This is a genomic window from Mycobacterium sp. Soil_C_30 (assembly GCF_057656995.1).
The window spans coordinates 169072-193291 of record NZ_JBDGJH010000013.1 but is presented as its reverse complement, the minus strand read 5'-3'; the positions used below and the strand labels follow the sequence as shown (position 1 = coordinate 193291).

The window sequence follows — 24220 nt, the reverse complement described above, 5'->3', positions numbered from 1 at the left end:
AGCACCGAGGTCCCGAGCTGCAGGCGCTTGGTGCGCTCGCCGACGGCCGTGATCCAGGCCAGTGACCACGGGGCGTGTCCGCCCTCATGGCGCCACGGCTGGAAATGGTCACTGACCGTCGCACTGTCCATCCCGTGCGCTTCGGCCTCGACCGCCAGTTCGACCAGTTCACGCGGCGCGAACTGCTCCGCCGACGCCTTGTATCCCAGTTTGAGTTCAGCCACGATCTCATTTCTACTCCTCGCGGCTACCGAGGGCACCGCCACCCGCGCAGAGACCCAGAGTTCCCGGCCTCGGTCCCCAGATAAACTCGCCCAATGGCAGCCGCCGTCAACGACCTCGTCCAGGTGACCGACAGCGTGTATCTGGCGCAAACCCACCTGGTGAACTGGACGCTGGTGGCCGGTACAGACGGGGTGATCCTGATCGACGCCGGCTATCCCGGTCAGCGTGCCGAAGTGCTGGCCTCGGTTCGTCAACTCGGATTCGATGTCGGCGATATCAACGCAATCCTGTTGACACACGCGCACATCGACCATTTCGGCACGGCCATCTGGCTGGCCGGCGAACACGGCACACCGGTGTTCTGTCACGCCGACGAAGTCGGCCACGCCAAACGGGACTATCTGGAACAGGCGTCGCCGATCGATGTGGTGATGCACGCCTGGCAGCCACGGTGGCTGGCCTGGTCACTGGAGATCGTCCGCAAGGGCGCTTTCGTCCACGACGGCATCCCGTCGGCGCAGGTGCTCACCGAGGGGATCGCCGCGACGCTGCCCGGCCACCCGATTGCCATCCCGACGCCCGGGCACACCGGCGGGCACTGCTCGTATCTGGTCGACGGCGTACTGGTCAGCGGTGACGCGCTGGTCACCGGGCACCCCACTTCCCCCAAACACGGCCCGCAGCTTCTGCACCGTGTGTTCAACCACAACGAGGGCGACTGTGTGCGCAGTCTCGACGCCCTGGCCCTGTTGGAAACCGACGTCCTGATTCCCGGGCACGGCGACGTCTGGCGCGGGCCGATCCGGGAGATGGTCGACGAGGCCCGGCCTGGACGGTGAAACCGGCTGCGCAGCGCCTACTTTGGATGGTTCAGCCGAAGTTCCACTGTTTGGCGATCAGTTCGTGGCTGCGTAACCGGTCCTCATGCCGGTGCGCCACCGAGGTGATCACCAATTCGTCTGCGCCGGTGACCCGTTGCAACGTCTCCAGGCGCGAAACCACCTCGCCGGCGTCGCCGACGAACTGCGTGGCGGTCCGGTCGGCGACGAGCGCGCGCTGCTCGTCTGTCAGTGGCGCAACGGTGTCCGGGTCCGGATACGGCACGGCACCACCGCCGGCGCGAATGGAGTACACCCAGTGCCCGAAACTCGAGGCCAACCGGTGCGCCGTGGCACTGTCATCGGCGGCCAGCACATCAGCCGACACCGCCACATAGGGCGCAGCCAAACTACTGGAAGGCCGAAATGCGTTGCGGTAGGCGGTGATCGCGTCCAGCGCTGTCGCCGGCGTGATGTGGTAGCTAGCCACGAACGGCAGGCCTAGCTCGCCGGCCACCTGCGCGCTCTGCCCCTTGCTGCTGCCGAACACCCAGGGGACGAGACCGCTGCGTTCACCGGGCACCGCGTGCACATCGAAACCGGAGACGGTGTGCGTCCCGTTGATCATCGCCAGGATGTCGGAGAGTTGCTCAGCGAAATCCGGGGCGACGGCGTTCGGTTGCTGTAGCAGCGTCGTCGTCGCGCGGAGCCGCTCGCTGCGCATCATCGCACTCAGGTCGAACGGCGGCGGCACCACCACTCCGTCGATGTCTCGCCATTGGGTCTGCGGCTCAGGCTTTTTCGCCGTCTGCTGCTGTGCCTCTGCCCGTCGCTGCCCCGAGCGCCCGACGCCGAGGTCGATCCGGCCCGGGTAGAACGCCTCGAGCATCCCGAAGCTCTCCACCACCGCAGTGGCGGTGGTGAAACCCAGCTGCACCGCCGCCGCACCGACATGGATGGTGCTGGTGGCCGCGGCGATCTGTCCGATCAGCACCGCCGGCGCGGAGCTGGCCACCGCCACGAAATGGTGCTCGGCGACCCAGTACCGGGAAAAACCCCAGGCTTCCGCTTGCTGGGCCAGGTCGACGGTGTTGCGCAGCGCGGTGGCCACATCGGAACCGGCGCTGACCGGCGCGAGATCCAATATCGAGAGCGGCACAGTCATCGCTTGACCTCCTGATGGGCCGATTGGGTAGCCGGTCATCACTCAAGGGTCCAACGCCAGGCCGGCGGATGCATTCCTGGGGGGCCATTCAACTCAGGCTGCGCCGAAATCCGGCACGCTCACGCCGCAAGCACATACTTGTCCATCAAAACTTGACAGGTGTAAAGTTCCCCGCCATGGACAACATCAGAGGTAAGACCATCGTGATCACCGGGGCCGCCCGCGGCATCGGCCTGGCCACCGCGAAGGCACTGCTGGCGCGCGGCGCGCGGGTCGTCATCGGCGATCGCGACGTGGCGGTCCTCGACGAATCGGTCACCGACCTGAACCGCCTCGGACAGGTCAGCGGCTACCCCGTCGACGTCACCGATCGCGAATCCTTCGCCGTGTTCCTGGACAAGGCCCGCGCCGACGGCGGCGGCCACATCGACGTACTGATCAACAACGCCGGCGTCATGCCCATCGGCCCGTTCCTGGATGCCTCCGAGCAATCCATCCGCACCTCGGTCGAGGTGAACTTCTACGGCGTGCTCACCGGTAGTCAGTTGGTGCTTCCGGACATGGTGAAGCGGCGCAGCGGACACATCATCAACATCGCGTCGCTGGCCGGCCTGATCGCTTTGCCCGGCCAGGTGGTCTACGCCGGCACGAAATTCGCCGTCGTCGGGCTCACCACCGCCATGGCCGACGAATTCGCCCCCCACGGCGTCAACGTCACCTGCGTGATGCCCACCTTCACCAACACCGACCTGACCTCCGGCACCAAGAACACCGGCGCCCAGAAGCCGGTGCAGCCCGAAGAGATCGCCGCCGGGGTGGTCAAGGCTCTGGACAACCCGAAGATCACCCACCTGTCGGTGCCCGGCCCGTTGCGTTTCGTCGGCCTGCTCACCGCCTTGCTGCCCCCCAAGGGCCGGCGCTGGCTCACCAAGAAATTCGGTAACGACGACGTGTTCCTGAACTTCGATGCGACCGCACGCGCTGCCTACGAGCAGCGGGCGCAGAGCGCGGTGGGTGTCATCGAGAACAAGAGCTGACGTCGAGAGCCGGGCGCGTGCATCGTCGACCCAGCTACTTCCGCCCGTTCGTGCCGAACCCGCCCCGGCGCAGGATCTCGGCGAGTTCCTCACGTGAGGACGCCCCCACCCGCTGGCAGGCCCGGTAGATGTGGCCTTCGACGGTGCGCACCGCACTGTAGGTGCGCTCGGCGATCTGTTTGTTGGACAACCCCGCGACCACCAGCTCGGCCACTTCGCGCTGCCGCCCGGTCAGCGGGGTGGGCGTTTTCGGCATGCGGGTCGCGGGAGTGGACAACCCACCGCAGTCCGCCGCCAGCTGCGCGGAAATCGAGGCGGCGAAGAGCCCTCGGCTGCGCAGCTGAGCGCCGGTCAAGGTGACGGCCGCCTGCGCTGCGGCGTCGGCGGCGGTGGCCCGGTCCCCCAGCGCCTGATAGGCCCGCGACGCCGCCAGCAGTCCCTCCCCGTCGCGGCGTTTCAACGCTTCGGCGTGCAGCGCAACGGCATCGGCCACGGGCAGGGCCAACTGTTCGGCCAACTGCCGGGCCCGGGCGGCGATCTCGGACAGGTGCTCGGTGGCGCCCCATTGTGTCGCGGCCTGCAGGCAGGCCAACTCGTGGGTGGGTTGTCCCCGGCCGGCGGCCACCTTGGCCTCGGCCAGCACCGTGTCGATGCCCTCGGACAATGCGCCACCGGCCACCAGTGACCAGCCTGTCGCCAAGGCGAGTCCGGTCTGCATGAACAAGAACTCCGGCCGCACCACGCGTCGGGCCTGGGCCAGCATGTCCGCAGCCTCTTCGGCCTGCCCGAGCTTGGCGTGGGTCTCGGCGAGGGCGAACGTGCAGGCCGGTTGCAGCCCTGTGGTGATGCCGTGGTTCTCCACACCGGCCAGCGCCTCGTGCAGCAATCGTTGCGCCGATAGCAGGTCGCCGCGCATCAGCGCGGTACTGCCCATGAAGGATGCCAGGTTGGCATAGGCCAGTCCGGGCATGTCCTTGGCCAGCACCGCCAGCACATCGGCGGTCTTGTGGCACTCTTCGATCCGGCCGGTGAGCCTGCAGGCGCGGGCGTAGACACCCCCGAACCAGAACCGCATGTGCGCGGTCTCGTGCGAATCGGCCGCCCGGTCCAACGCCGCGCGGGCGGTCGGAGTGATGTCCTGGGCCCGGCCGAGCGCACCGGCCGCCATCATCAAGGCCACCGAGGCGAGCATGTGGTCGAGATCCGAGAGCAACCCGGATTCCAGCGCGGCCCGCGCCTTGCGTTCGGCGTCCAGACACCGCGCCAACACCGCATCCACCGAGGCTTCGGCGGCAAAACGCGACATCCGCTGCGCCTCGGTTTCGGGGAGCTGCGCCAGCTCCGCCAGCAGATCACCCGCCTCCGCAGGGCGCGCCAGCATCCAGATCAGGTTGACGGCTTGGATCGTCACCCAACGATGACGATGTTCGTCACCACGCTCGACCAGTGCACGCAGCAACACCGACGCTTCCTCACCACGCCCGGCGAGGAAGCGGTTGACCGCGCGAAGTTCCGCCGCCTCAACCGAACCCGACATCGCCGCCGCGCCGGCGAACCGGTCGGCCAGGTCGAGATCGAGCAACGTCATGGCATGGCGCGCCGCCTCGAGGTACAGGCCAGGATCCGGCGGCAGGTCCGATTCCAGGGTCAGCAGCGCCTGTCGCACGGTGACCTGCGGGTCGCGCTCATCCCGCCGGGCCAGCTGCGTGGCCAGTCCCCCGCGCACCTTCGACAGGTACATCTCCCCGGCCCGGGCACGACGCAGCTCACCGAACAGCGGGTGCGCCAACCGCGCCACCAACCCGGTGGCACTGCGGTCGACGGTGATCAGGTGCATGCGTTCAGCGGTTTCCAGGTTTTCGCGGCCCACGAGTTCGGCCAGCAGGTCGACCTCGAGCGGTTCGCACTGCGACAGCGTGTCGACCACCGCGGCGAGCTCGGCCGGCAGCTGGTCGAGCTGGGTACCCACCAGGTCGCTCATGCTCTGCGACACCGCGACCCCGCCGTCCCACATCCACACACCGGCAAGCTGCTTGAGATGCCCTGCCGCCACCTGGTCCTTGGTGAGCTGTTGCAGGAACAGCGGATTACCGCCGGTGAGCTTCCAGAAACGTTGCGCGCTCAAAGAATCCACCGGACCGTCCAGGATGGCCTCGACCATGGACCGGGTGGATTCCGGCGAGAGGGGTTCGAGGTCGAGTCGCAGCAGCAGGCCGTCTTTCCACAGCGACTTGATGGCATCCGGCGCCGCGGCCCCGGTACGGACGGTGAGGATCAGTCGCGCTTCGCGGGTCTGGGCGAGCTGGTGCACAACGTGCGCGGAGAAGCCGTCGAGCAGGTGCGCGTCGTCGACACCGATCAGCACGCGACCCGGGCGTTGCTGGGCGACAAGTGAATTCATCACACGACGCACGCTGGGCGCGGGGTCGGTGATGGTGTCGCCGAGCGTCGCGCTGAAGGCGCCCAGCGGGATCGGCCGCGCCGAGGCGGTGCCGATGATCCAGCACGTACGCATACCGGACGCCGCGGCCTGTGCCAGCTGCTCACGGGCCAGCCGGGTCTTGCCGACGCCGGCGGCACCGGCTATCACCACGCCCGCATAGGTGCCCGGCCCGGTGAGCACACGGCGCATCGCGGTCAGTTCACTGTCCCGCCCCGTCAGCGCCTCGCCGCTGATCACCCGCTCAGCATAGCCCCGGACGCCCGGCCGCGTGCCGGTTCGCTGTCAGCCCTTGCGCAGCGCCTGATCCAGGTCGGCGATCACGTCGTCGGTGCCCTCGAGGCCCACCGAGATCCGCACCACGCCGTCACCGAGACCGATGGCGGCCCGGCCTTCCGGACCCATGGCCCGGTGTGTGGTGGTGGCGGGATGAGTGATGAGTGACTTCGCGTCTCCGAGGTTGTTGGAGATGTCGATGACCTGCAACCGGTCCAGCACGTCGAACGCCCGCTGCTTACCCGCCCCCTCCGCCGCGTCGAGCTCGAAGGTCACGACGGTTCCGCCACCGCGCATCTGCCGCTTGGCCAGGTCGTACTGCGGGTGTGATTCCAGGAACGGGTATTTCACCCACTTGACCGCCGGATGATCTTCGAGGAACTCGGCGATCCGCTGCGCCGATCGATTCGAGTAATCGACCCGGACCGCCAATGTCTCCAGGCCCTTCAGCAGCGTCCAGGCATTGAAAGCACTGATCGCCGGACCGGTATGGCGCATCAGCTTCTGCACCGGACCGTCGATGTATTCCTTGTCCCCCAGAATCGCGCCCCCGAGCACCCGTCCCTGGCCGTCGATGTGTTTGGTGCCGGAGTACACCACCACGTCAGCCCCCAGGGGGATGCCCTGTTGCAGCAGCGGCGTGGCGAAGACGTTGTCCAGCACCACCTTTGCGCCCGCGGCATGGGCCAGCTCGCTGACCGCGGCGATGTCGACCAGCGACTGCATGGGATTGGAGGGGGTCTCGAAGAAGACGGCCTGGGTGGGTACCGAAAGCGCCTCCTCCCACTGGGAGAGGTCCTCCCCGTCGACGAACACGGTCTCGACGCCCCAGCGCGGCAGGATCTCGTTGCACACCACGAAGCAGGAACCGAACAGGCTGCGCGCGGCCACCAGCCGGTCACCGGCACCCAACAGCGCGCCGAGCGCGGTGAACACTGCGGCCATCCCCGTGGCCGTGGCGAAGGCCGCCGGTGCATCCTCGATGAGCCGGAGCCGCTCTTCGAACATCGAGATGGTCGGGTTGCCGTACCGCGAGTACACATAACGGTCGATCTCGCCGGTGAACGCCTTCTCGGCATCGGCCGCCGATTGGTAGACGTAGCCCGAGGTCAAGTACATCGCCTCGGCGGTCTCCTCGAAACCCGACCTCAGCAACCCGCCGCGCACACCGATGGTGGCCTGGCTCACGCCGTCGGGAAGCGGCGCCGGGATCCGGACGCTGGGCACCTCAGGACTTTCGCTCATGACTGCACCCAGGGCAGACCGACCGCGCGCCAGCCCGTGGTGCCGCGGTGCCGGCGCTCGTCGAGGTTGCCCTCGAACCCGTCGAGCACGTTGTAGGACGGCGCGATCCCCGCGGCGGTGGCCGCCTCGGCGGCGCCGATGGACCGGTTACCGGACCGGCACAAGAAGATGACCGGACGCTCACCGGCCTCGATTCCGGCTGCGGCGAGATCCGACACGAAGTTGGTGTTGCGGGTGCCGTCGACGCTGTTCCACTCGATGAAGACGGCGTCGCGGCCCAGGTCCGACAGGTCGGGCACGCCGACGAATTTCCACTCGGCGTCGGTACGACAGTCGACGAGCACAGCGTCGGGGTTGTCGCTGAGTATGTTCCACGCCTCTTCGGGAGTGATATCGCCTGCGTAACTCACGTAGCCGAGTTTTCCACATGACGCGACGCGCCCGCGTCACGGACCGGGTGAGCACACCTTCCAGGAACCGTCCTCACGGACGAAGGTGGTCGCGGCGTCGATCAAGTCATCGGGCGCCTTGTCGAAGTGGTAGGTCACCGTTCCGGTGGCCTTGTCGCCGTCGATGGTGACACCGGCCACCCCGTCGATGAAGCGGGCACCCCTGGTGTTGACCGAATCCTGCTGCTGTTTCAGCACATCGGCTTCCTCGCCCACCTCGGCCTTGCAGGTGAAGGCGGCGAAATCGGTGTAGTCGGCGCGTTGCAGCGCGTCGTTCTGCGCGATCGCCGCCTGCGCCACGACATCGACCTCGGGAACGTCGTCGCCGCCGATCAACGTGGACAGGCCGATTCCACCGATTACAACCACGATGATCGCGAGGGCGATCATGAACGGCACCGGCGTGGAACCGCCTGAGTCGTCGGGCTTGGGCTTGTTCATTCCTGCCACAACTTACGCAGCGCCGTGGAGACCTGACGCACACGGTCACGTGCGGTGGTGACATCGGCGGCGGTGGACAACCCGAGCCCGAGGCGGCGCCTGGACAGCGCCGGGTGTCCGGGCGGATTGCCGTACACCCGAGCGTCGCTCTCGGGCACACGCAGCGCGGTCGCCAGGCCGGCGATCAGGCCGTCTCCCTCGAGGACGGTGGCGCCTGTGCCGTAGACCAGTTCCGCGGCCGCCGGCGAGATCATGATGGTGTCCACCGGGAGGCCGAGCACTGCGCGGGCATGCAGCTCGTAGACGTTGAGCCGCTGCGAGCGCAGCGTCACCACGCTGGTGTCGGTGGGGCGGGCGGTGACATCGGAGAAGTACACCTCGTCGCCACGGACCAGGAGTTCGACGGCAAACACGCCGCGGCCGCCGAGCGCGTTGACCACCCGGGCGGCGATCGATTTCGCCGCGTCGAGCGCCGCGGTGCCCATCGGCTGCGGTTGCCACGCCTCCAGGACCAACTCGCTGGAGAACCCGTCGACCTGCCGGTGGCCGATCGGCTCGCTGAAGTACAGCGCGCTCGGCCCGTCACCGGTGCGCACCGTCAGCAAGGTGACCTCGTAGTCGATCTCGACCACCGTCTCGGCCAGCACCCGGTTGTGGGTGAACCGGCCACCGGCCGACACCGCGAGGTCCCAGGCGGGTTCGACGTCGTCGGGCCGCAACAGCACCGACTGCCCTTCGCCGGGCAGCGCGACCAGCGGCTTGACCACCAACGGGAAGCCGGCGTGGTCGGCGATGGCCGTCAGTTCCTCGACCGATCCGGCGAACCAGAACGGCGCCGTCGGCAGCCCGAGGTCGTCGGCCGCCAATCGGCGCAGGCCTTCCCGGTCCAGCGACAGGCGGGCGCTGCGCGCACTGGGAACCACCTCGGCGAGTCCGGCCTCGGCCGCCGCTGCCAGGGCGTCCGCGGCGACCGCATCGGTGGCGGTCACCACGTAATCGGGCCGCACCCGCTCGATCAACGCCGAAAGCTGTTCGGGGTCGGTCAGTTCGACCACCACCGCGTCATCGGCGACCGCATGCCCGGGTGCGTCGGCGTAGGTGTCGGCGGCAGCGACCGTGGCACCGAACTGCTGGAACGCGTTCACCAGGTCACGGCCGTACTCGCCGGCTCCGAGCAGCAGGATCACCGGCGCATGCCGCGGCGATGGGGTGCCGATCTCGGGTTCGGTGCCTTCCACCGGGGTGTCCTCGGCATCGCCGGGCACGGTCGGATCGGCGTCCGTCGACTCGTCACTCATGCCAGCAACTCCAGGTCGACGTAACACCAGCGCCAGCTCTCACCCGGTTCGATCGACCGCATCACCGGATGTCCGGTGGCCTCGTGGTGAGCGGTGGCGTGCCGCTTCGGGCTGGAATCGCAGCAGCCGACGTGACCGCATGTCACGCACATCCGCAGGTGTGCCCAGCTGGGCTCGCCGTCTTCGACGCATTCCTGACAGCGCATCGCGGCGGGTTTGGGTTCGTGGGCGTCGGCAGCAGCCAGCAGGTGCGCGCAGGGGCCTCGCTTCGCCGACGCGCCGGCCGCAGGGACCCGACGCCGCCGGGACAGTCTCAACAAGGTCGGGCACCTCCGGACGTCATCCTGCAAGCTGTGCGTCCAAGGATAGGTTGCGGCGAACGGAGGTCGGACGGACGTGGGTGCCCAGACGTTGGCGGTGCTGGTGACCGCTGTGTTGGTGGCTGCGCTGGCACGACGGTTCAATCTGTCGTCGCCGCTGTTGTTGGTGGTCGCCGGTCTGGGCGTCGGCCTGATCCCGGGGGTCCCGATGATCAGCCTCGAGCCGGACCTGGTGCTGTTCGTCCTGCTCCCGCCGTTGCTGTGGTCGGCCGGCCTGGAGAGCTCCTATGTGGACCTGCGGCGCAACAAGCGGGCCATCGGCATGCTGGCGGTGGGGTTGCCGCTGGTCACCACGGCAGTGGTGGGCATCGTGGCCTACGAGCTGGTACCCGATCTGACCTTGGCTGCAGCGCTGACGTTGGGTGCGATCGTCGCCCCACCCGATGCGGTGTCCGCCACCGCGATCGGGCGCCGGCTGGGATTGCCGCGCCGGATGATGACGCTGCTCGGCGGGGAGTCCCTCCTCAACGACGCCACCGCGCTGACGGCGTACAAGGTGGCGCTGGCCGCGGCGATCGGCGCCGCCACCAGCTGGCAGGGCGCCTTGGGCACGTTCGGCCTCGCGGTGGTGTGCGGCGTATTCGTGGGCGTCGTGCTGGGCCAGTTGATCGTCTTCGTGCGGGCCCGGCTCAACGACCCGCTGGTGGAAAGCGCGATCGGGTTGGTGGCACCGTTCCTGATCTACCTGATCGCCGAGGAACTCCACGGTTCCGGTGTGCTCGCCGTGGTGAGCGCGGCTCTGGTGGTGGGGCAGCGCTCGACGCGCGCAAGTTATGCGACCCGGCTTCTGGACGACGCCGTTTGGCGGGCGCTGCAGCTGCTGCTCGAGTCGTTCGCGTTTCTCCTGATCGGTCTGCAGCTGCCGAAGGTCATCGACGAACTGACCGGCATTCCCGGCAAGACCATCGCCCTCGCGTCGGTGGGTGTGCTGGCGACGGTGATCCTGACCCGCATCGTCTGGGTGTTCCTGGTCGCCTACCTGACGCAACTGCCCGGCATCCGCAACGGTTCCCCAGCGCCCAAACCTGCGCAGGTGTTCGTCGTCGCGTGGGCCGGCATGCGTGGTGTGGTGTCGCTGGCGGCGGCGTTCGCGGTTCCGTTGACCACGTTGTCCGGCGATGCGCTGCCGGGCCGGCCGCAGCTGGTGTTCCTCACCTTCGTCGTGGTCATCGGCACCCTGCTGCTGCATGGGCTGACGCTGCCGTGGCTCATCCGCACCCTGGGCGTGCAGGGCGACGAAGCCCAGACCGACGCCGTGCGCGCCGCTGCCGCGCAGAGCCGCGCCACCGCCGCGGCGGGCCGCCGGCTCGACGAGTTGCTGGCCGAGCAAGCCGAATCCGGGGAGTCCTCGGCGGTTCATCAGCGCGCGGCCGCGGTGTTGCGCCGGTGGAACAGCAGTCGCGGCGACGCTGCGTGGGAGCAGCTGGGCCGCGACGGCGGCGCGATCGGCGAGAGCCCGGCGGCGGTGTTCCGGCGGTTCCGGTTGGAGATGCTGGCCGCTGAGCGCGCCGCGCTGATCACGGAGCGCGACGAGGAGCGCATCGACGACGAGGTGCTGCGTTCGATGCTGCACAACCTGGACCTCGAAGAGGCCACGTTGAACAGAGACTGAGGTCAGCCGGGCCCGGCCATTCCCTCCTGGAACGCGCGCATGGCCTCGACCAGTGCGGTGAACACCCGGTGCGCCGCCGCCAGGTCTTCGTCGGGGAGGTCGGCCAGCGCGATGCGGGTGTGCTCGGACAGTGGGGTGAAGAAGCCGCGCGCGACGGCCATGCCGTGCTGGTCGTAGCGCAGGATCACCTTGCGCCGGTCGGCGGGATCCGATTCCCGTCGGATGTGGCCGGAGGCGATCATCCGCTCGACCAGATAGGTGATGGCCGCGCCGGACAAGCCCATCCGCTTGCGGAGGTCGCCTGCCGTCAGCGGCGCTCCGTCGTCGTCGGCGACCAGGATGTGCACCAGCGCGCGGAAGTCGTTGGCCGTCAGATCGTGCAGGCCGGCGAACGAGCGGCCGATCTGCTCGGACTCGGCCGACAGCGCCCGGACATCGGCGGCGATCTGGCCTTCGAGGTCGCCGCGTTCGGTCACCCCGGCAGCTTAGCCTCTTTGTTCATTTGATTAATGTTTCAGTTACTGAAATATTGGGACGATGGGCTGGAATCGTCTGGCAGGGCTTGTCACCGCACCGCGTTCATGGGTTCTCGCGCTCGTCATCGCACTGCTGTCCGGGGCATTGATGGCGCTGGCCGGAAGCGACTCCTCGGCCGGGCAGTCCCCGGTCGCGCTCCCGGACTCGGCCGAATCGGCGCGGGCCAGCGCCCTGGCCGCGGAGTTTCCCGGCGGCGACCAGGCACCCGCCATCCTGGTGATCTCCCGGACCGACGGCGCCGCCCTGAGCCCGGCCGATCGCACGGCCGCCGAAGACGCCCGGCTCCGCGCCACATCCGGCGCCCCGGGAGCACCGCTGATGGTGTCCGAGGACGGCCAGGCCGCGCTGGCCGCGGTCCCGCTCAGCGGCGACCTGTCCGGTTTCGCGCTCGACGATGCCGTCACCGCACTACGCGAATCCGCCTCCACCGGCCTTCCTCCGGAGCTGGTGGCGCAGGTGACCGGCGGCCCGGCGTTCGGCGCCGATATCGCCAACGCATTCGCCGGCGCCAACATCACCCTGCTGGCGGTGACGGCATCGGTGGTGGCGCTGCTGCTGATCCTGACCTACCGCTCCCCGGTCCTGTGGCTGGTACCGCTGGCCGTCATCGGGTTCGCCGACCGACTCGGCTCCGTCGTCGGCGGACGCGTCACCGCGTTGGCCGGCCTGACCGCCGACGGATCCACCGCCGGTATCACCAGCGTGCTGGTGTTCGGCGCGGGCACCAACTACGCATTGCTGCTGATCTCCCGGTATCGCGAGGAACTACACCGCGACACCGATCACCGCTCGGCGCTGCGCACCGCGGTACGCACCGCCGGCCCCGCCATTGTGGCCAGCAACGCCACGGTGGTGCTGGCACTGCTCACCCTGCTGTTCGCCGCCTCCCCCAGCACCCGCAGCCTCGGTGTGCAGGCGGCGTCGGGACTCGTTGTCGCCGCGGTGTTCTCACTGCTGGTGCTGCCGCCGCTGCTGGCGGTGTGCGGTGTCCGGTTGTTCTGGCCGTTCATCCCCCGCCAGGGCGGCCCAGATCTGGCGGACGCGGGAGCCTGGCACCGGATCGCCACTTCGGTGGCGCGACGGCCGGCCCAGATCCTGCTGGCCTCGGTGGTGGCGCTGACCGTACTCGCCTGTGGCCTGCTAGGGCTCAACATCGGGCTGTCGCAAACCGAACAGTTCCGGGTAAAAGCCGAATCCGTCAGCGGATTCGAAACGCTGGCGGCGCATTTTCCCAGCGGACTGACCGACCCCACTTCGGTGATCGGCGCTACCGACAAAGCCGCGCAGCTGCAAGCCGATATCGACAACACCCCCGGCGTGGTGTCGGCCAACCCGACGGGCCAGTCTCCGTCCGGACTGACCCAGTGGTCCGTGGTCATCGAGGCCGCACCCGGCACCGACGAAGCCTTCGACACCGTTACCGCCCTGCGCGATTCGGTGCATGCCGCGGATCCGGACGCGGTGGTCGGCGGCTCGGACGCACAGGCACTCGATGCCCGCGACGCCGCCGTCCGTGACCGGCTGATCATCATCCCGGCGATCCTCGCCGTGGTGCTCGCGGTGTTGTTCGTCCTGCTGCGCGCCGTGGTGGCACCGGTGTTGCTGGTCGGTGTGACAGTGCTCAGCTCGCTGGCCGCCCTGGGCCTGGGCGGGTGGTTGAGCGTGCATGTGTTCGGCTTCCCCGCACTCGACAACAGCACCCCGCTGTTCGCGTTCCTGTTCCTGGTGGCACTCGGTGTGGACTACACGATCTTCCTGGTCACCAGGGCTCGCGAAGAGACTCGCGACCACGGCACCCGCAGCGGCATCGTGCGGGCGGTCTCGGCCACCGGTGCCGTGATCACCAGCGCGGGAATCGTGCTCGCCGCGGTGTTCTGCGTGCTCGGCGTTCTGCCCCTGATCGTGCTGACCCAGCTGGGCATCATCGTCGGATTGGGAATCCTGTTGGACACCTTCCTGGTTCGCACGGTGGTGATCCCGGCACTGTTCACCTTGATCGGCCCGCGGGTCTGGTGGCCGGCCCGCCTCGATCCTGCCGAGTGATCACTGCGCGGTGTAACCGCCGTCGACCCTGATGGTCGTGCCGGTGACGTACTGCGCGTCATCAGAGATCAGGTAGGCCACCGCCGCCGCAACATCATCGGGAAGTGCCAACCTGCGCAACGGAATTCGAGACACCACGTCACTCTCGGTCTGATCGGGATCAGCCGTGCCCGCCAGCCATTCATCGTAGAGCGGTGTCTTGGTCATGCCCGGCGCCACGTCGTTGACCCGGATTCCCCGAGGAGCGAGTTCGACCGCCGCCGAGCGGGTGAACGCCTGCACCGCCCCCTTGGAGGCGGCGTAGACAGCCATGGTCGGCACCCCGATGAGGGCCAGGCGTGAGGTGATGTTGACGATCGACCCACCGTGCACCATCGAGCCGGCGGCCGCTTGAACCATCGCGATGGTGCCGAACGTGTTGACCTCGAAGAGCCGGCGAACGGCGCTCATCGGGGTGGACAGCAGCTCCTGAGACAGGTCCAGTGCGGCATTGTTGACCACGGCATCGATGGCGCCGAACGACTCGGTGCAGCCGTTGACCACAGCGCCGGCGGTCTCGGGATCGGTGATGTCGGCGCTGATGAAGCGAATGCGCTCACCCAGCGATCGGACCAGCTCGTCGCCGCGGCCGGAGTCGCGGCCGGTGGCCAACACCGATGCCCCCTCCGCATGCAGGCGCGTCGCGGTGGCCCAGCCGATGCCGGACGTCGCGCCGGTGACCACCGCGGCCTTGCCTGCCAGGCGCCGATCCGTCACGGCAGCTTGCGAGCGATCTCGTTGGCGCCTGCAATCACTTGCGCGCCAGCGTGTTCCAGACGTTCAGGCGTCAACCGGTGGGTGAGAAAGCTGATGCTCAACGCGTAGCGCGAGGGCCCGCCGCCGGCGGCCGGGACCGCGGCGGCCACGCAGGTCAGTTCTTCGGCGGCTTCCTCCCGGTCGACGGCGAAGCCCTGCTGGCGCACTTGCGTGATCTCGGCGGCCATCTTCTTCATGGTCGTGATGGTGTGCGGCGTCAGTTCCGGCAGCCCCGCAGTGGCCACGATGTCGCGCCAGACGCTGTCGGGCATGCTCGCCATCAAGGCTTTGCCCAGCGCCGAGGCATGCCACGGGTCCGACTGCCCGACATTGCTCAGTTTCGTCACCGCGCGACGGCCCTCCACGACTTCGAGGATCACCACGCTGCGCTCCTTGTGCGCGGCGAAGTTCACCGTTTCGTTGAACTCGAGCATCAACCGCTCCATGGTGGGCAGCACCACGTCGCTGGGAACCTGGCCGGTGAAGGCCCGCTGCCCGAGGCGGAAGATCTCCCAGCCGAGGCGGTACTGCGCGGTGTTGAATCGCTCGACATAGCCCAAGGCCGCGAGACTGTTCAGGTACCGCAGCACGGTGGCCTCGTTCAGCTCTGTGCGCCTTGCTATTTCGGTCAGATTCCCGAAATCCGCATCCGCGATCGCACTGAGGATTCGCGCTGTGCGTTCGACACCGATCAGATTCGAGCCCTTCTCGGACCGAGCCTCGTTTTTCACCCAGTGAAGGCTACCAGTACCCAGTGAAGGCCACGGACTCGCCGCTTCCTATTGACACCACGCTTGCCATCTCTTAGTTTTTCATTCACCGCAGTTGATTTTCACTAAATGAAATTCAGAGCGGACCCGCACAGACCGTTCCCGAAGGAGATGCCATGCCCACCGCAGCCGACAGCCGTTCATCGAAGGTCGACGGGGCCAGCATTCTGGCTTCGCAAGGCCTGCTGTCCGCCGACGACTACACGCTCGCCTCGTCGGACAAGACCTTCGACGACGGCGGTAAGTACCGGTTGGAAATCTCTGGTGTCGAACGACTTTCGACCCTCGAGGCACTGCTGGACGAAGCCGAGAAACAGGACGTCTTCATCCACCGCATCATCGCCTTCGGAGGCGGCACCACCTTGCTCAACACCTCTGAGCTCCGCGACGTCGCGATGCTGGCGGCCGAGAACAACATCGAGCTGATCGCAGTCCCCGGCCCCCGCACCGGATGGGATCTCGGCCGCCAGGCCTTGAGCACCGAAGGCCAGGCCGGCGGCCGGCGCGTGCGCGGTCTCGACAACGTCCGGTACCTGCTCGACGACTACCTCCGGGTGTTCTCCACCGGCATCCGCGGCGTACTCGTCTGGGACGAAGGCGTTCTCGACATCTTGAACAAGGCCCGCGACGCCGGGCACATCCCCGCCGATGCCAAGTTCAAGATCTCGGTGTACGCGGGCCACGCCAACCCCGCCTCGATCCGGATCCTGCAGGACCTCGGCGCCGACAGCGTCAACCCCGTCGGCGACCTGAGCCGGCCGATGCTCGCCGCCATCCGCCGGGCCGTCGACGTGCCCCTGGACGTGTGGGCCGAGACCTTCGAGTCGTTCGGCGGGATGAACCGGCTGTGGGAAGCCGGCGACATCGCCCGCGTGGCGGGCCCGGTGTACTTCAAAGTCGAGCCGGGTGAATCCGAGGCCGTGATGTACAACGGCTGGGTCCGGCCCGAGTTCCATGAAGAGCTCATCCGCCACAAGGTGCGCCACGCGGCGATACTCAACGAACTCGCCCACACCAGCTCCCCGGACGTGGCAGTGTCGCCGCGCCCCCGTACGGCCACCCCCGTTCTCGCCAACTGACCATCGGTCTCGCGCCCGACCCGAGGGAGGTGAACAGACTCTTCGACCGTGTGCCCGCCACTGATCTGCGGGCACATGGGCACGAAGTTGGCCCCGCGATCGTCACAATCCACGAGAGTTGAACGACTATGGACAACGTCACCCAGTCCTTGCCACCACAGCGCCCCACCAACAGAAGGCCCGTCAAGAACACGTCATCGTCGTCCGCCGGGGCCGCCCAGCTCGGCGGGCGGCGAAACCACGGGCTCAAAGAGAACACCCTCGGCGTGCCCAGCATTTTCTTCTACATCATCGCCGCCGCGTCGCCGCTGACCGTGGTGGTGGCCCTGTATCCGATCATCATCGGTGCCGGCAACGGCATCGGGATGCCGGGCGCGTTCGTCATCGCGGCCGTCGTCCTGATGATCTTCGCCGTCGGCTACGTGGCCATGAGTCGGCACGTCACCAACGCCGGCGCCTTCTACGCCTACGTCACGCTCGGCCTCGGCCGCATCACCGGACTCGGTTCGGCGTCGCTGGCGATCTTCGCCTACAACGCCATCCAGGCCGGGCTGTACGGCGGATTCGGTTACTACGCCGCGGAATTGCTCAATCCCGTTCTCGGCGTGGCCATCCCCTGGTGGGCCTACGCCTTTGCCGGGCTGCTGGCCTGCCTGGGCCTGGGCATCCAGGGCGTGCACTCCGGGGCCAAGGTACTGGGCGTCTTCATGACGCTCGAGGTGACCATGATCTCGGTCCTGAGCGTGTTCAGCCTGTTCGGCAAGGATGTCCCGCTCTCCGACTTCTCGCTGGAACCCTTCAATCCGAGCATCGTGCTCGGTGGCGCGCTGGGCGTGGCACTGATGTTCGCGCACGCGTCGTTCATCGGGTTCGAGGGATCAGCGATCTACGGCGAAGAAGCCCGCGACCCCGCCCGCACCATCCCGCGCGCCACCTACCTCTCGATCGCCTTCATGGGCATCCTGTACGCGGTGTCGGGCTGGCTCATCATGAACGCGTTGGGGCTGGACAACGTGGTGTCCATCGCCACCGAGACCGGCGGCAACTTCATCTTCGCCGCCAGCGACACCATCATCGGGCACAACATCTCGTTGCTGTTCCAGATCCTGATCGTGACAGCAACTTTCGCCGCGATCGTGACCTTCCACAACAACGTCTCGCGATACATGTTCTCGCTGGGCCGCCAGACTCTGGTGTGGAAACCGCTGGGCTGGACGCTGCCCCGCCGACAGACGCCGTGGGTGGCATCGATCGTCCAGAGCGTCACGGTCGGCGTGGTCATCGTCGCGTTCGCCATCGCCGGCCAGGATCCGTTCGCCACGCTGTTCACCTGGGCCACCGGTATCGGCACCATCGGCGTGATCTTCTCGCAGTTGGTCGCCGGGATCGCGATCTTCGCCTTCTTCCGCCGATCGGACGTCGACAAACGTCCGTGGAACACCGTGATCGCACCCCTCCTCGCGATCCTCGGGCTCAGCGCCTTCTTCATCCTGACGCTCGACAGCCTGGACGTCCTGCTGGGGGTGACGGGCGCGACGGCCGTACTCATGCTCTCGTTGGTCTTCCTCGCCTTGCTGGGAGGCATGGCTTACGGTCTCTACCTGCGCTTCTTCGCCCCCGAGAGGTACGCGCTGGTCGGCAGAGCACTCAACGAACGCGAGTTGGACGACCCGGCGCCCGAAGCCGTCTAGACGAATTCAGCCGAAGCCGAGCACGTCGGCGGAGCGATAGGTACGTTTGTACGTAACGATACGTACAAACGTTCCTAACGAGAGGTCGACCATGGCCACCGCTCCCCGGCGCGCCCGCCGTCACGACCCAGACAGAAAGGAGCGCATCGTGGAGTCGGCCCTGGCAGTCCTGGCCCGCGACGGTGTTGCAGGCATCACGCACCGCGCGATCGGCGAAGCCGCCGACGTCCCCCTCGGTTCGATCACGTATCACTTCAAGACGCTCGACGATATCGTCCAACTCGCCTTCCAGACCCACGTCGACAAGCTCGCGACCCGGTTCGAAAACCGGTTGGCGGCCTGCGAACCCGGCGCGGATCTGATCGAGTGCATCGTGCTGGCCATCACCGACGACCTGGCTGCCAACCCCAACGAACTCGCCGTGACTTTCGAACTGTACGGCGACGCCGTGCGCAGGGCAGACAACAAACGCATCACCCAGGCATGGATGGAGCGCGCCGAAGACGCCCTGGCACAGCACTTCGACCGCGCCACCGCCCGCCTGCTGGACGTCGTCATCGAAGGACTGATGGTGCACATGTCCATTGCGCAACAACCGATTTCCAAGGACGCGGTACGCGCCCTGCTGACCACGGCCGCCAACGCCGGCCCGAACTGAACTGGAGCAATCATGACCTTTCACGACAAGATGTTCATCGACGGCGCCTGGACCGACGCCTCCGGGGGCGCCAAAGACCAGATCCCCGCACCCACCACCGGGGAAGCCTTCGCCGAGATGGCCCACGGCACCGTCGCCGACGTCGACAAGGCCGTCGCCGCCGCTCACGCCGCCTTCCCGGACTGGGCCAGGACGCCGGTGGGTGAGCGGGCTCGCGCCTTCCTCAAGCTCGCCGACCGCATCGAAGACGACGCACGCACCCTCGCCGAGATCGAGTCACGCAACGTGGGCAAGCCCATCGGCCTGGCCCTCGAGGAGATGGAGATGATCCCCGATCACCTCCGGTTCTTCGCCGGCGGCGCCCGCACCATGGAAGGCCGCGCGGCCGGCGAATTCGTCCGCGGCAAGACCAGCATCATCCGGCGCGACCCGCTGGGCGTCGTCGGCTCGGTAGCCCCGTGGAACTACCCACTGCTGATGGCCATCTGGAAGATCTCGCCCGCCCTGCTCACCGGAAACACGCTGGTGCTCAAGCCTTCTGAACACACCCCGTTCTCCGTGCTGCGGCTCGCGGAGCTGGCTGCCGACCTGTTCCCCGCCGGTGTGCTCAACATCGTCACCGGCGACGGTGAGGATGTCGGTGCGCGCCTGGTCTCCCACCCGCTGGTGCGGATGTCCTCACTCACCGGTTCGGTGGACACCGGACGCGCCCTGATGCGGGCCTCGGCGGACTCCAACCTCAAGCGGCTGCACCTCGAACTCGGCGGCAAGGCCCCGGTACTGGTGTACCCCGACGCCGATATCGCGCTGACCGTCGCCAAGATCATGGAGGGCGCGTTCTGCAATTCCGGCCAGGACTGTATGGCCGCCTCGCGCATCTACGTCCACGAGTCGGTGCACGACGATCTGGTGTCCGGCCTCGAAAAAGCGGTCAAGGAACTCGATCTAGGCGACATCGCCGATGAGAACACCGCCATGGGACCGGTGATCACCGCCGAGCACCGGGACCGGGTGGAAGGGTTCGTGGCCCGCGCCAAGGCCACCGGCCACACCGAACTGATCCAGGGCGACAACCCCGGCACCGGCTTCTACACCGCCCCCACCGTGGTGGTCGGCGCGCGCCAGGGCGACGAGATCGTCAGCACCGAGGTGTTCGGTCCGGTGACCTCGGTGACCAGGTTCAGCGACAACGACGATGTGATCTCCTGGGCCAACGACACCGAATACGGCTTGGCTGCATCGGTTTTCACCCAGGACATCGGCCGGGCCATGACCGCCTCGGCCGACCTGCAGTTCGGCACGGTGTGGGTCAACGACCACCTGCCCGTCACCCCCGAGATGCCGCACGGCGGATTCAAACAGTCCGGCAACGGCAAGGACATGTCGGTGTACGCGCTCGAGGAGTACACCGAGATCAAGCACGTGATGATCAACCGTGAGAGCGCCTGACATGACGGTCAGCGCCATCAACACGTTCCGGCTGCGCCCCGGGGTGCCGGTTTCGGATTTCGAGCAGTTCTCCGCCGAACTCGACCGACCCGTCTGTCTGAGCTTCGACGAGGTCCTCGGATTCGAGGTCTATCTCTCCGACGACGGCACCGTTGTGGAAATCATGACCGTGGCGTCCTGGCCCGAATGGGAGACGGTCCGCGACAACGCCCCCCAGTTGAAGCCCGTCGTCGCACGCTTCGACGAACTGGTGGAACCCGGCAGTGTCACCACCGTCTTCACCCGTCATTCCCCGCTGCCTCAGGAGATCTGATGACAACCGACTATGACGCCGTCATCATCGGCGCCGGCCACAACGGCCTCGTCACCGCCAACTACCTCGCCCGCGCCGGCAAGAAAGTGCTGGTGCTCGAGGCCCGCAACGTCGTCGGCGGCGCCTGCGTCACCGAGGAACTGATCCCTGGCTCGAAATGGTCGTCGTGCGCGTTCATCGCCGGCCTGCTGCGCCCGGAGATCATCACCGAACTCGAGCTGGCCAAGTACGGCCTGGATCTCTACCAGGGTGATGCGTTGTCGTTCAGCCTGTTCCGCGACGGTACGCACTTCACCATGTGGAAGGAGACCGACCGGACCCTGCGCGAACTCGAGAAGCTGAACAAGAAGGACGCGCAGGCGTTCCTCGATTTCGGGATCCGGTTGCAGCGCTTCGCCGGGCTGGTGACGCCCTACCTGCTCAAGCCTCCCCCGGAGCGCTCCGAGGTTCTCGCGGCGTTCGAGGCCGCAGGTGAGCAGACGCTGTTCGACGAGTTCACCCTGCTGTCGGTGCGCGATCTGCTGGACCGGTATTTCGACGACGAACGGCTCAAGAGCATGCTCACGTTCTTCGGCATGGTCTCGATCTTCGGCGGCCCGTCCACCCCGGGCACCGCCTACACCTACGGGCACCATTCCTGGGGCGAGTTCAACGGCAACTTCGGCCAATTCGGGATGGCTCGCGGCGGGATGGGGGCGATCAGTGAGGCGCTCGCGGCGGGCGCCCGAGCACACGGGGCCACCATCCGCACATCGGCTCCGGTGGACACGGTGATCGTCGAACGTGGAGTGGCCACCGGTGTCCGGCTCCGGGACGGCTCGGTGGTCACCGCCGCCCAGGTGTTCTCCAACGCCGACCCCAAGCGCTCACTGCTGGGGCTCCTCGATCCTGGTGTCCTTCCGCCGAAGTTGGTGCGCGACGCCGCGAACATCGACACCCGCGGCTCGATGGCCAGGATCCACCTGCTGATCGACGAACTGCCGCAGTACCTTCCGTTCGCCGATGCCTCGGAAGGCCCGCAGCACCACGGACACCAGCTGCTGGGTCCCAGCCGCGAGGCCTTCGAAGAGGCCTACGAAGCGCAACGCCGCGGCACCTTCCCCAGCACCTTCGTCATCGAAGCCGTCACCCAGTCCGTCACCGACGACTCGCTGGCACCCGCGGGCCTGCACACCATGACCCTCGGTATCCAGCAGCTGCCGTCCGAACTCACCGGCACCACCTGGGCCGCCGAGAAGGAGAAGTGGGCGGACCTGGTGCTCGAAGAGCTCTACACCTACGCGCCGAACCTCCGGGAACACATCCTGGACCGGGTGATCATCACCCCCGACGATCTGCACAACGAGTACCTGATCACCGACGGCAACATCTTCCACGGCAGCATGATGCTCGATCAGCTGTTCGGTGCCCGCCCCATCCCCGAGCTCGCGAATTACCGCACCCCCGTGAAGAATTACTACCTCTGCGGATCCGGCACCCACCCCGGCGGCGGCGTGATGGGAGCCAACGGCCACAACGCCGCCAAGGTCGCTCTCGCCGATGCCGACGGGGTGGCTCCTGCACCCAGGGCCCTGTCAACTGCGGCCAAGGCACCGTGGCAGCAGCGGATGGTCGGGACGCTGATGGGTACCCGGCCGGGCCGCTGGTTCGGGTACCAGGCCGCGCGGCAGCCCGCGCTGCGCAAGATCACCGCCTACGCGGCGCGTGTCCGGTGAGCGAGTTACGCAGCGCCAAATGGTTCGCCGGGCAGAACGTGCCGGGGTTCGTGCATCGGTCGGCCATGCGGGCATCCGGGTTCTCACGGATGGCTTTCGAGGGCAGACCCATCGTCGGGATCTGCAACTCGTGGTCCGAGGTCGTGAACTGCAACATGCACTTTCGCGGTCTCGCCGATTCGGTGCGGCGTGGTGTGCTGGCAGCGGGCGGATTTCCGCTGGAGTTCCCCACCATGTCATTGGGCGAGCAGCTGATGAAGCCGACGACCATGCTGTTCCGCAACCTGATGGCGATGGACGTGGAGGAATCCATCCGCGCGTATCCGTTCGACGCGGTGGTACTGCTGGGCGGCTGCGACAAGACCGTGCCCGCGCAACTGATGGGTGCGGCCAGTGCGGATGTGCCGGCCATCGTCCTCACCGGCGGGCCCGCCGCCCCAGCGGTGTTCGACGGCAAGCAGATCGGGGTGGGCACCGACCTGTGGCAGTACATCGACGACGTTCGTGCCGGCCGCATGTCGATGGCCGACTACGAGCGGTTGGAGGCGGCCGCCGGCCCGTCGCGCGGGCACTGTCCGGAGATGGGCACGGCCTCCACCATGGCCACGCTCGTCGAGGGGCTCGGGATGACGCTGCCCGGCACCGCCGCGGTGCCGGCCATGGATTCCCGGCGGCTCCAGGTGGCCGAAGAGGTGGGCGCACGGGCAGTGGGGTTGGCCACCGAGGGACTGCGGCCCTCGCAGGTGCTCACGGCCGAAGCCTTCGACAACGCCATCACTCTGATGCTGGCCGTCGGCGGGTCCACCAACGCGATCGTGCACCTGCTGGCCATCGCGGGCCGGGTGGGCATTCCGTTGACGCTGGACCGCTTCCACGAACTGTCGGCCCGCACGCCGCTGGTGGTCAATGTCCGCCCCGCCGGTGAGCACCTCGTCGAGCAGGTCTTTCACGCCGGCGGCATCCCGGCGGTCATGAAATCCGTCGAAGCGCTGCTGCACACCGACGCCCTGACCGTCACCGGCAAGACCGTCGCCGACAACCTGCCAGCCACCTTGTCCACCGCCGCAGAGGTCATCGCGACGCTGGACGCACCGTTTCAGCCGCCGCAGGGGCTCGCGGTGGTGCGCGGCAACCTGGCGCCCAACGGCGCGGTGATCAAATGCAGTGCGGCCACCCCGTCGCTGCTGGTGCATCAGGGCCCGGCAGTGGTGTTCGACAACATGCGAGACATGATGGCCCGCTTCGACGATCCCGACCTGGACGTCACCGCGGATTCCGTTCTGGTGCTGCGTAATGCGGGGCCACGCGGTGCGCCCGGGATGCCGGAGTGGGGACAACTACCCATTCCCGGCAAGCTGCTTCGCCAGGGCGTCACCGACATGGTGCGAATCTCCGATGCCCGGATGAGCGGAACCGCCTACGGTACCTGTGTTCTGCACGTCAGCCCGGAGTCGGCGGCCGGTGGCCCGCTGGGCTTGGTGCGCGACGGTGACATCATTTCCCTGAACGCACCCGCCGGGACTCTCGAGGTACTCGTCTCGGATGACGAACTCGCGGGCCGGCAGGCCGCTGTGCCGCCGTCCTCCCACACCCGCGGATACGCCTCGATGTACGTCGACCGGGTGCTGCAGGCCGACCGGGGGTGCGATTTCGACTTCCTGGTCGGGCGCTCCCAACATCCGGAGAACGAGCCCGACGCCATCTTCGACGGCTGGGTCGGGGGCTGGTGAACTCGGTGATCGACGATTTCCTCGCTGAGCGAAATCTCGATCAGCCGCACCGCG

General features: G+C 67.5%; 22 protein-coding genes. 11 read left to right on the top strand and 11 right to left on the bottom strand.

The genetic code is table 11. The annotated features are described in order from the left end of the window. Nucleotides 1-224, bottom strand: a 224-nt coding sequence (locus AC3A6P_RS23190; protein ID WP_487694183.1) for an LLM class flavin-dependent oxidoreductase, incomplete at its 3' end; no start/stop codon positions are given. Between the two features lie 93 nt (nucleotides 225-317). On the opposite strand from AC3A6P_RS23190, the gene AC3A6P_RS23185 reads away from it, so the two are divergent. Next, entirely contained in the window at nucleotides 318-1064 is a 747-nt protein-coding gene (locus tag AC3A6P_RS23185; RefSeq protein WP_487694182.1) for an MBL fold metallo-hydrolase, read from the top strand. Nucleotides 1065-1095: 31 nt separating this feature from the next. Here AC3A6P_RS23185 and AC3A6P_RS23180 read toward each other — a convergent pair whose 3' ends face one another. Beyond that, nucleotides 1096-2208: an LLM class flavin-dependent oxidoreductase gene (locus tag AC3A6P_RS23180; RefSeq protein ID WP_487694181.1), complete on the bottom strand. Its 1113-nt coding sequence runs from the start codon at nucleotides 2206-2208 to the stop codon at nucleotides 1096-1098. Nucleotides 2209-2384: 176 nt separating this feature from the next. Between AC3A6P_RS23180 and AC3A6P_RS23175 the strand changes: the two genes are divergently transcribed. Continuing rightward, nucleotides 2385-3245: an SDR family oxidoreductase gene (locus AC3A6P_RS23175; RefSeq protein ID WP_487694179.1), complete on the top strand. Its 861-nt coding sequence runs from the start codon at nucleotides 2385-2387 to the stop codon at nucleotides 3243-3245. A 34-nt stretch (nucleotides 3246-3279) separates the two neighbouring features. Here the strand turns inward: AC3A6P_RS23175 and AC3A6P_RS23170 are convergent, their stop codons facing one another. From AC3A6P_RS23170 to AC3A6P_RS23145, 6 genes are read right to left on the bottom strand one after another with little or no spacing between them, the layout of a single operon-like run. Continuing rightward, nucleotides 3280-5925 (bottom strand): LuxR C-terminal-related transcriptional regulator, encoded by a 2646-nt coding sequence (locus AC3A6P_RS23170; RefSeq protein ID WP_487694177.1) that lies wholly within the window; start codon nucleotides 5923-5925, stop codon nucleotides 3280-3282. Nucleotides 5926-5970: 45 nt separating this feature from the next. Next, entirely contained in the window at nucleotides 5971-7206 is a 1236-nt protein-coding gene (locus tag AC3A6P_RS23165) for an O-succinylhomoserine sulfhydrylase (RefSeq protein ID WP_487694176.1), read from the bottom strand. Further along, nucleotides 7203-7616, bottom strand: coding sequence for a rhodanese-like domain-containing protein (locus AC3A6P_RS23160; protein WP_487694175.1), 414 nt, complete (start codon nucleotides 7614-7616; stop codon nucleotides 7203-7205). Before AC3A6P_RS23160 ends, AC3A6P_RS23165 begins: the two co-directional genes overlap by 4 nt. A 36-nt stretch (nucleotides 7617-7652) precedes the next feature. Then, a complete protein-coding gene (locus AC3A6P_RS23155; protein ID WP_487694174.1) occupies nucleotides 7653-8096 on the bottom strand; it encodes an Rv0361 family membrane protein in 444 nt (147 codons plus the stop codon). Further along, nucleotides 8093-9394, bottom strand: a complete 1302-nt coding sequence (gene purT, locus AC3A6P_RS23150; RefSeq protein WP_487694173.1) for a formate-dependent phosphoribosylglycinamide formyltransferase — start codon at nucleotides 9392-9394, stop codon at nucleotides 8093-8095. Before purT ends, AC3A6P_RS23155 begins: the two co-directional genes overlap by 4 nt. Beyond that, on the bottom strand, nucleotides 9391-9714 hold the full coding sequence (locus tag AC3A6P_RS23145; RefSeq protein WP_487694172.1) for a UBP-type zinc finger domain-containing protein: 324 nt from the start codon (nucleotides 9712-9714) through the stop codon (nucleotides 9391-9393). Before AC3A6P_RS23145 ends, purT begins: the two co-directional genes overlap by 4 nt. A gap of 76 nt (nucleotides 9715-9790) precedes the next feature. Between AC3A6P_RS23145 and AC3A6P_RS23140 the strand changes: the two genes are divergently transcribed. Further along, nucleotides 9791-11386 (top strand): Na+/H+ antiporter, encoded by a 1596-nt coding sequence (locus tag AC3A6P_RS23140; protein WP_487694171.1) that lies wholly within the window; start codon nucleotides 9791-9793, stop codon nucleotides 11384-11386. A 2-nt stretch (nucleotides 11387-11388) separates the two neighbouring features. Here the strand turns inward: AC3A6P_RS23140 and AC3A6P_RS23135 are convergent, their stop codons facing one another. Continuing rightward, nucleotides 11389-11862, bottom strand: a complete 474-nt coding sequence (locus tag AC3A6P_RS23135; RefSeq protein WP_487694170.1) for a MarR family winged helix-turn-helix transcriptional regulator — start codon at nucleotides 11860-11862, stop codon at nucleotides 11389-11391. A gap of 61 nt (nucleotides 11863-11923) precedes the next feature. Between AC3A6P_RS23135 and AC3A6P_RS23130 the strand changes: the two genes are divergently transcribed. Then, nucleotides 11924-13966 (top strand): MMPL family transporter, encoded by a 2043-nt coding sequence (locus AC3A6P_RS23130; protein WP_487694169.1) that lies wholly within the window; start codon nucleotides 11924-11926, stop codon nucleotides 13964-13966. Here AC3A6P_RS23130 and AC3A6P_RS23125 read toward each other — a convergent pair whose 3' ends face one another. Continuing rightward, nucleotides 13967-14722 (bottom strand): SDR family NAD(P)-dependent oxidoreductase, encoded by a 756-nt coding sequence (locus AC3A6P_RS23125; protein ID WP_487694168.1) that lies wholly within the window; start codon nucleotides 14720-14722, stop codon nucleotides 13967-13969. Next, complete coding sequence (locus AC3A6P_RS23120; protein ID WP_487694166.1) at nucleotides 14719-15492, bottom strand: IclR family transcriptional regulator; 774 nt, start codon at nucleotides 15490-15492, stop codon at nucleotides 14719-14721. Before AC3A6P_RS23120 ends, AC3A6P_RS23125 begins: the two co-directional genes overlap by 4 nt. Before the next feature lie 155 nt (nucleotides 15493-15647). Here AC3A6P_RS23120 and AC3A6P_RS23115 point away from each other — a divergent pair, with 155 nt between their 5' ends. The 7 genes from AC3A6P_RS23115 (at nucleotide 15648) to AC3A6P_RS23085 (ending at nucleotide 24166) form a co-directional block, all read left to right on the top strand. Further along, nucleotides 15648-16610, top strand: coding sequence for a hypothetical protein (locus tag AC3A6P_RS23115; protein ID WP_487694165.1), 963 nt, complete (start codon nucleotides 15648-15650; stop codon nucleotides 16608-16610). Nucleotides 16611-16738: 128 nt separating this feature from the next. Further along, the gene (locus tag AC3A6P_RS23110; RefSeq protein WP_487694164.1) at nucleotides 16739-18301 is read left to right on the top strand and encodes an APC family permease; all 1563 of its coding nucleotides are present in this window, start codon (nucleotides 16739-16741) and stop codon (nucleotides 18299-18301) included. 148 nt (nucleotides 18302-18449) lie between these two features. Then, nucleotides 18450-18959, top strand: a complete 510-nt coding sequence (locus AC3A6P_RS23105; RefSeq protein WP_487694163.1) for a TetR/AcrR family transcriptional regulator — start codon at nucleotides 18450-18452, stop codon at nucleotides 18957-18959. 12 nt (nucleotides 18960-18971) lie between these two features. Further along, nucleotides 18972-20408, top strand: a complete 1437-nt coding sequence (locus tag AC3A6P_RS23100; protein ID WP_487694162.1) for an aminobutyraldehyde dehydrogenase — start codon at nucleotides 18972-18974, stop codon at nucleotides 20406-20408. Next, entirely contained in the window at nucleotides 20395-20721 is a 327-nt protein-coding gene (locus tag AC3A6P_RS23095; protein WP_487694161.1) for a hypothetical protein, read from the top strand. Before AC3A6P_RS23100 ends, AC3A6P_RS23095 begins: the two co-directional genes overlap by 14 nt. Beyond that, entirely contained in the window at nucleotides 20721-22436 is a 1716-nt protein-coding gene (locus tag AC3A6P_RS23090) for a phytoene desaturase family protein (RefSeq protein WP_487694159.1), read from the top strand. The genes AC3A6P_RS23095 and AC3A6P_RS23090 overlap by 1 nt, the downstream gene beginning before the upstream one ends. Further along, nucleotides 22433-24166 carry a dihydroxy-acid dehydratase gene (locus tag AC3A6P_RS23085; protein ID WP_487694158.1) on the top strand — a complete coding sequence of 578 codons (1734 nt, stop codon included), beginning with the start codon at nucleotides 22433-22435 and terminating at the stop codon, nucleotides 24164-24166. The genes AC3A6P_RS23090 and AC3A6P_RS23085 overlap by 4 nt, the downstream gene beginning before the upstream one ends. The last annotated feature ends 54 nt before the right edge of the window (nucleotides 24167-24220 follow it).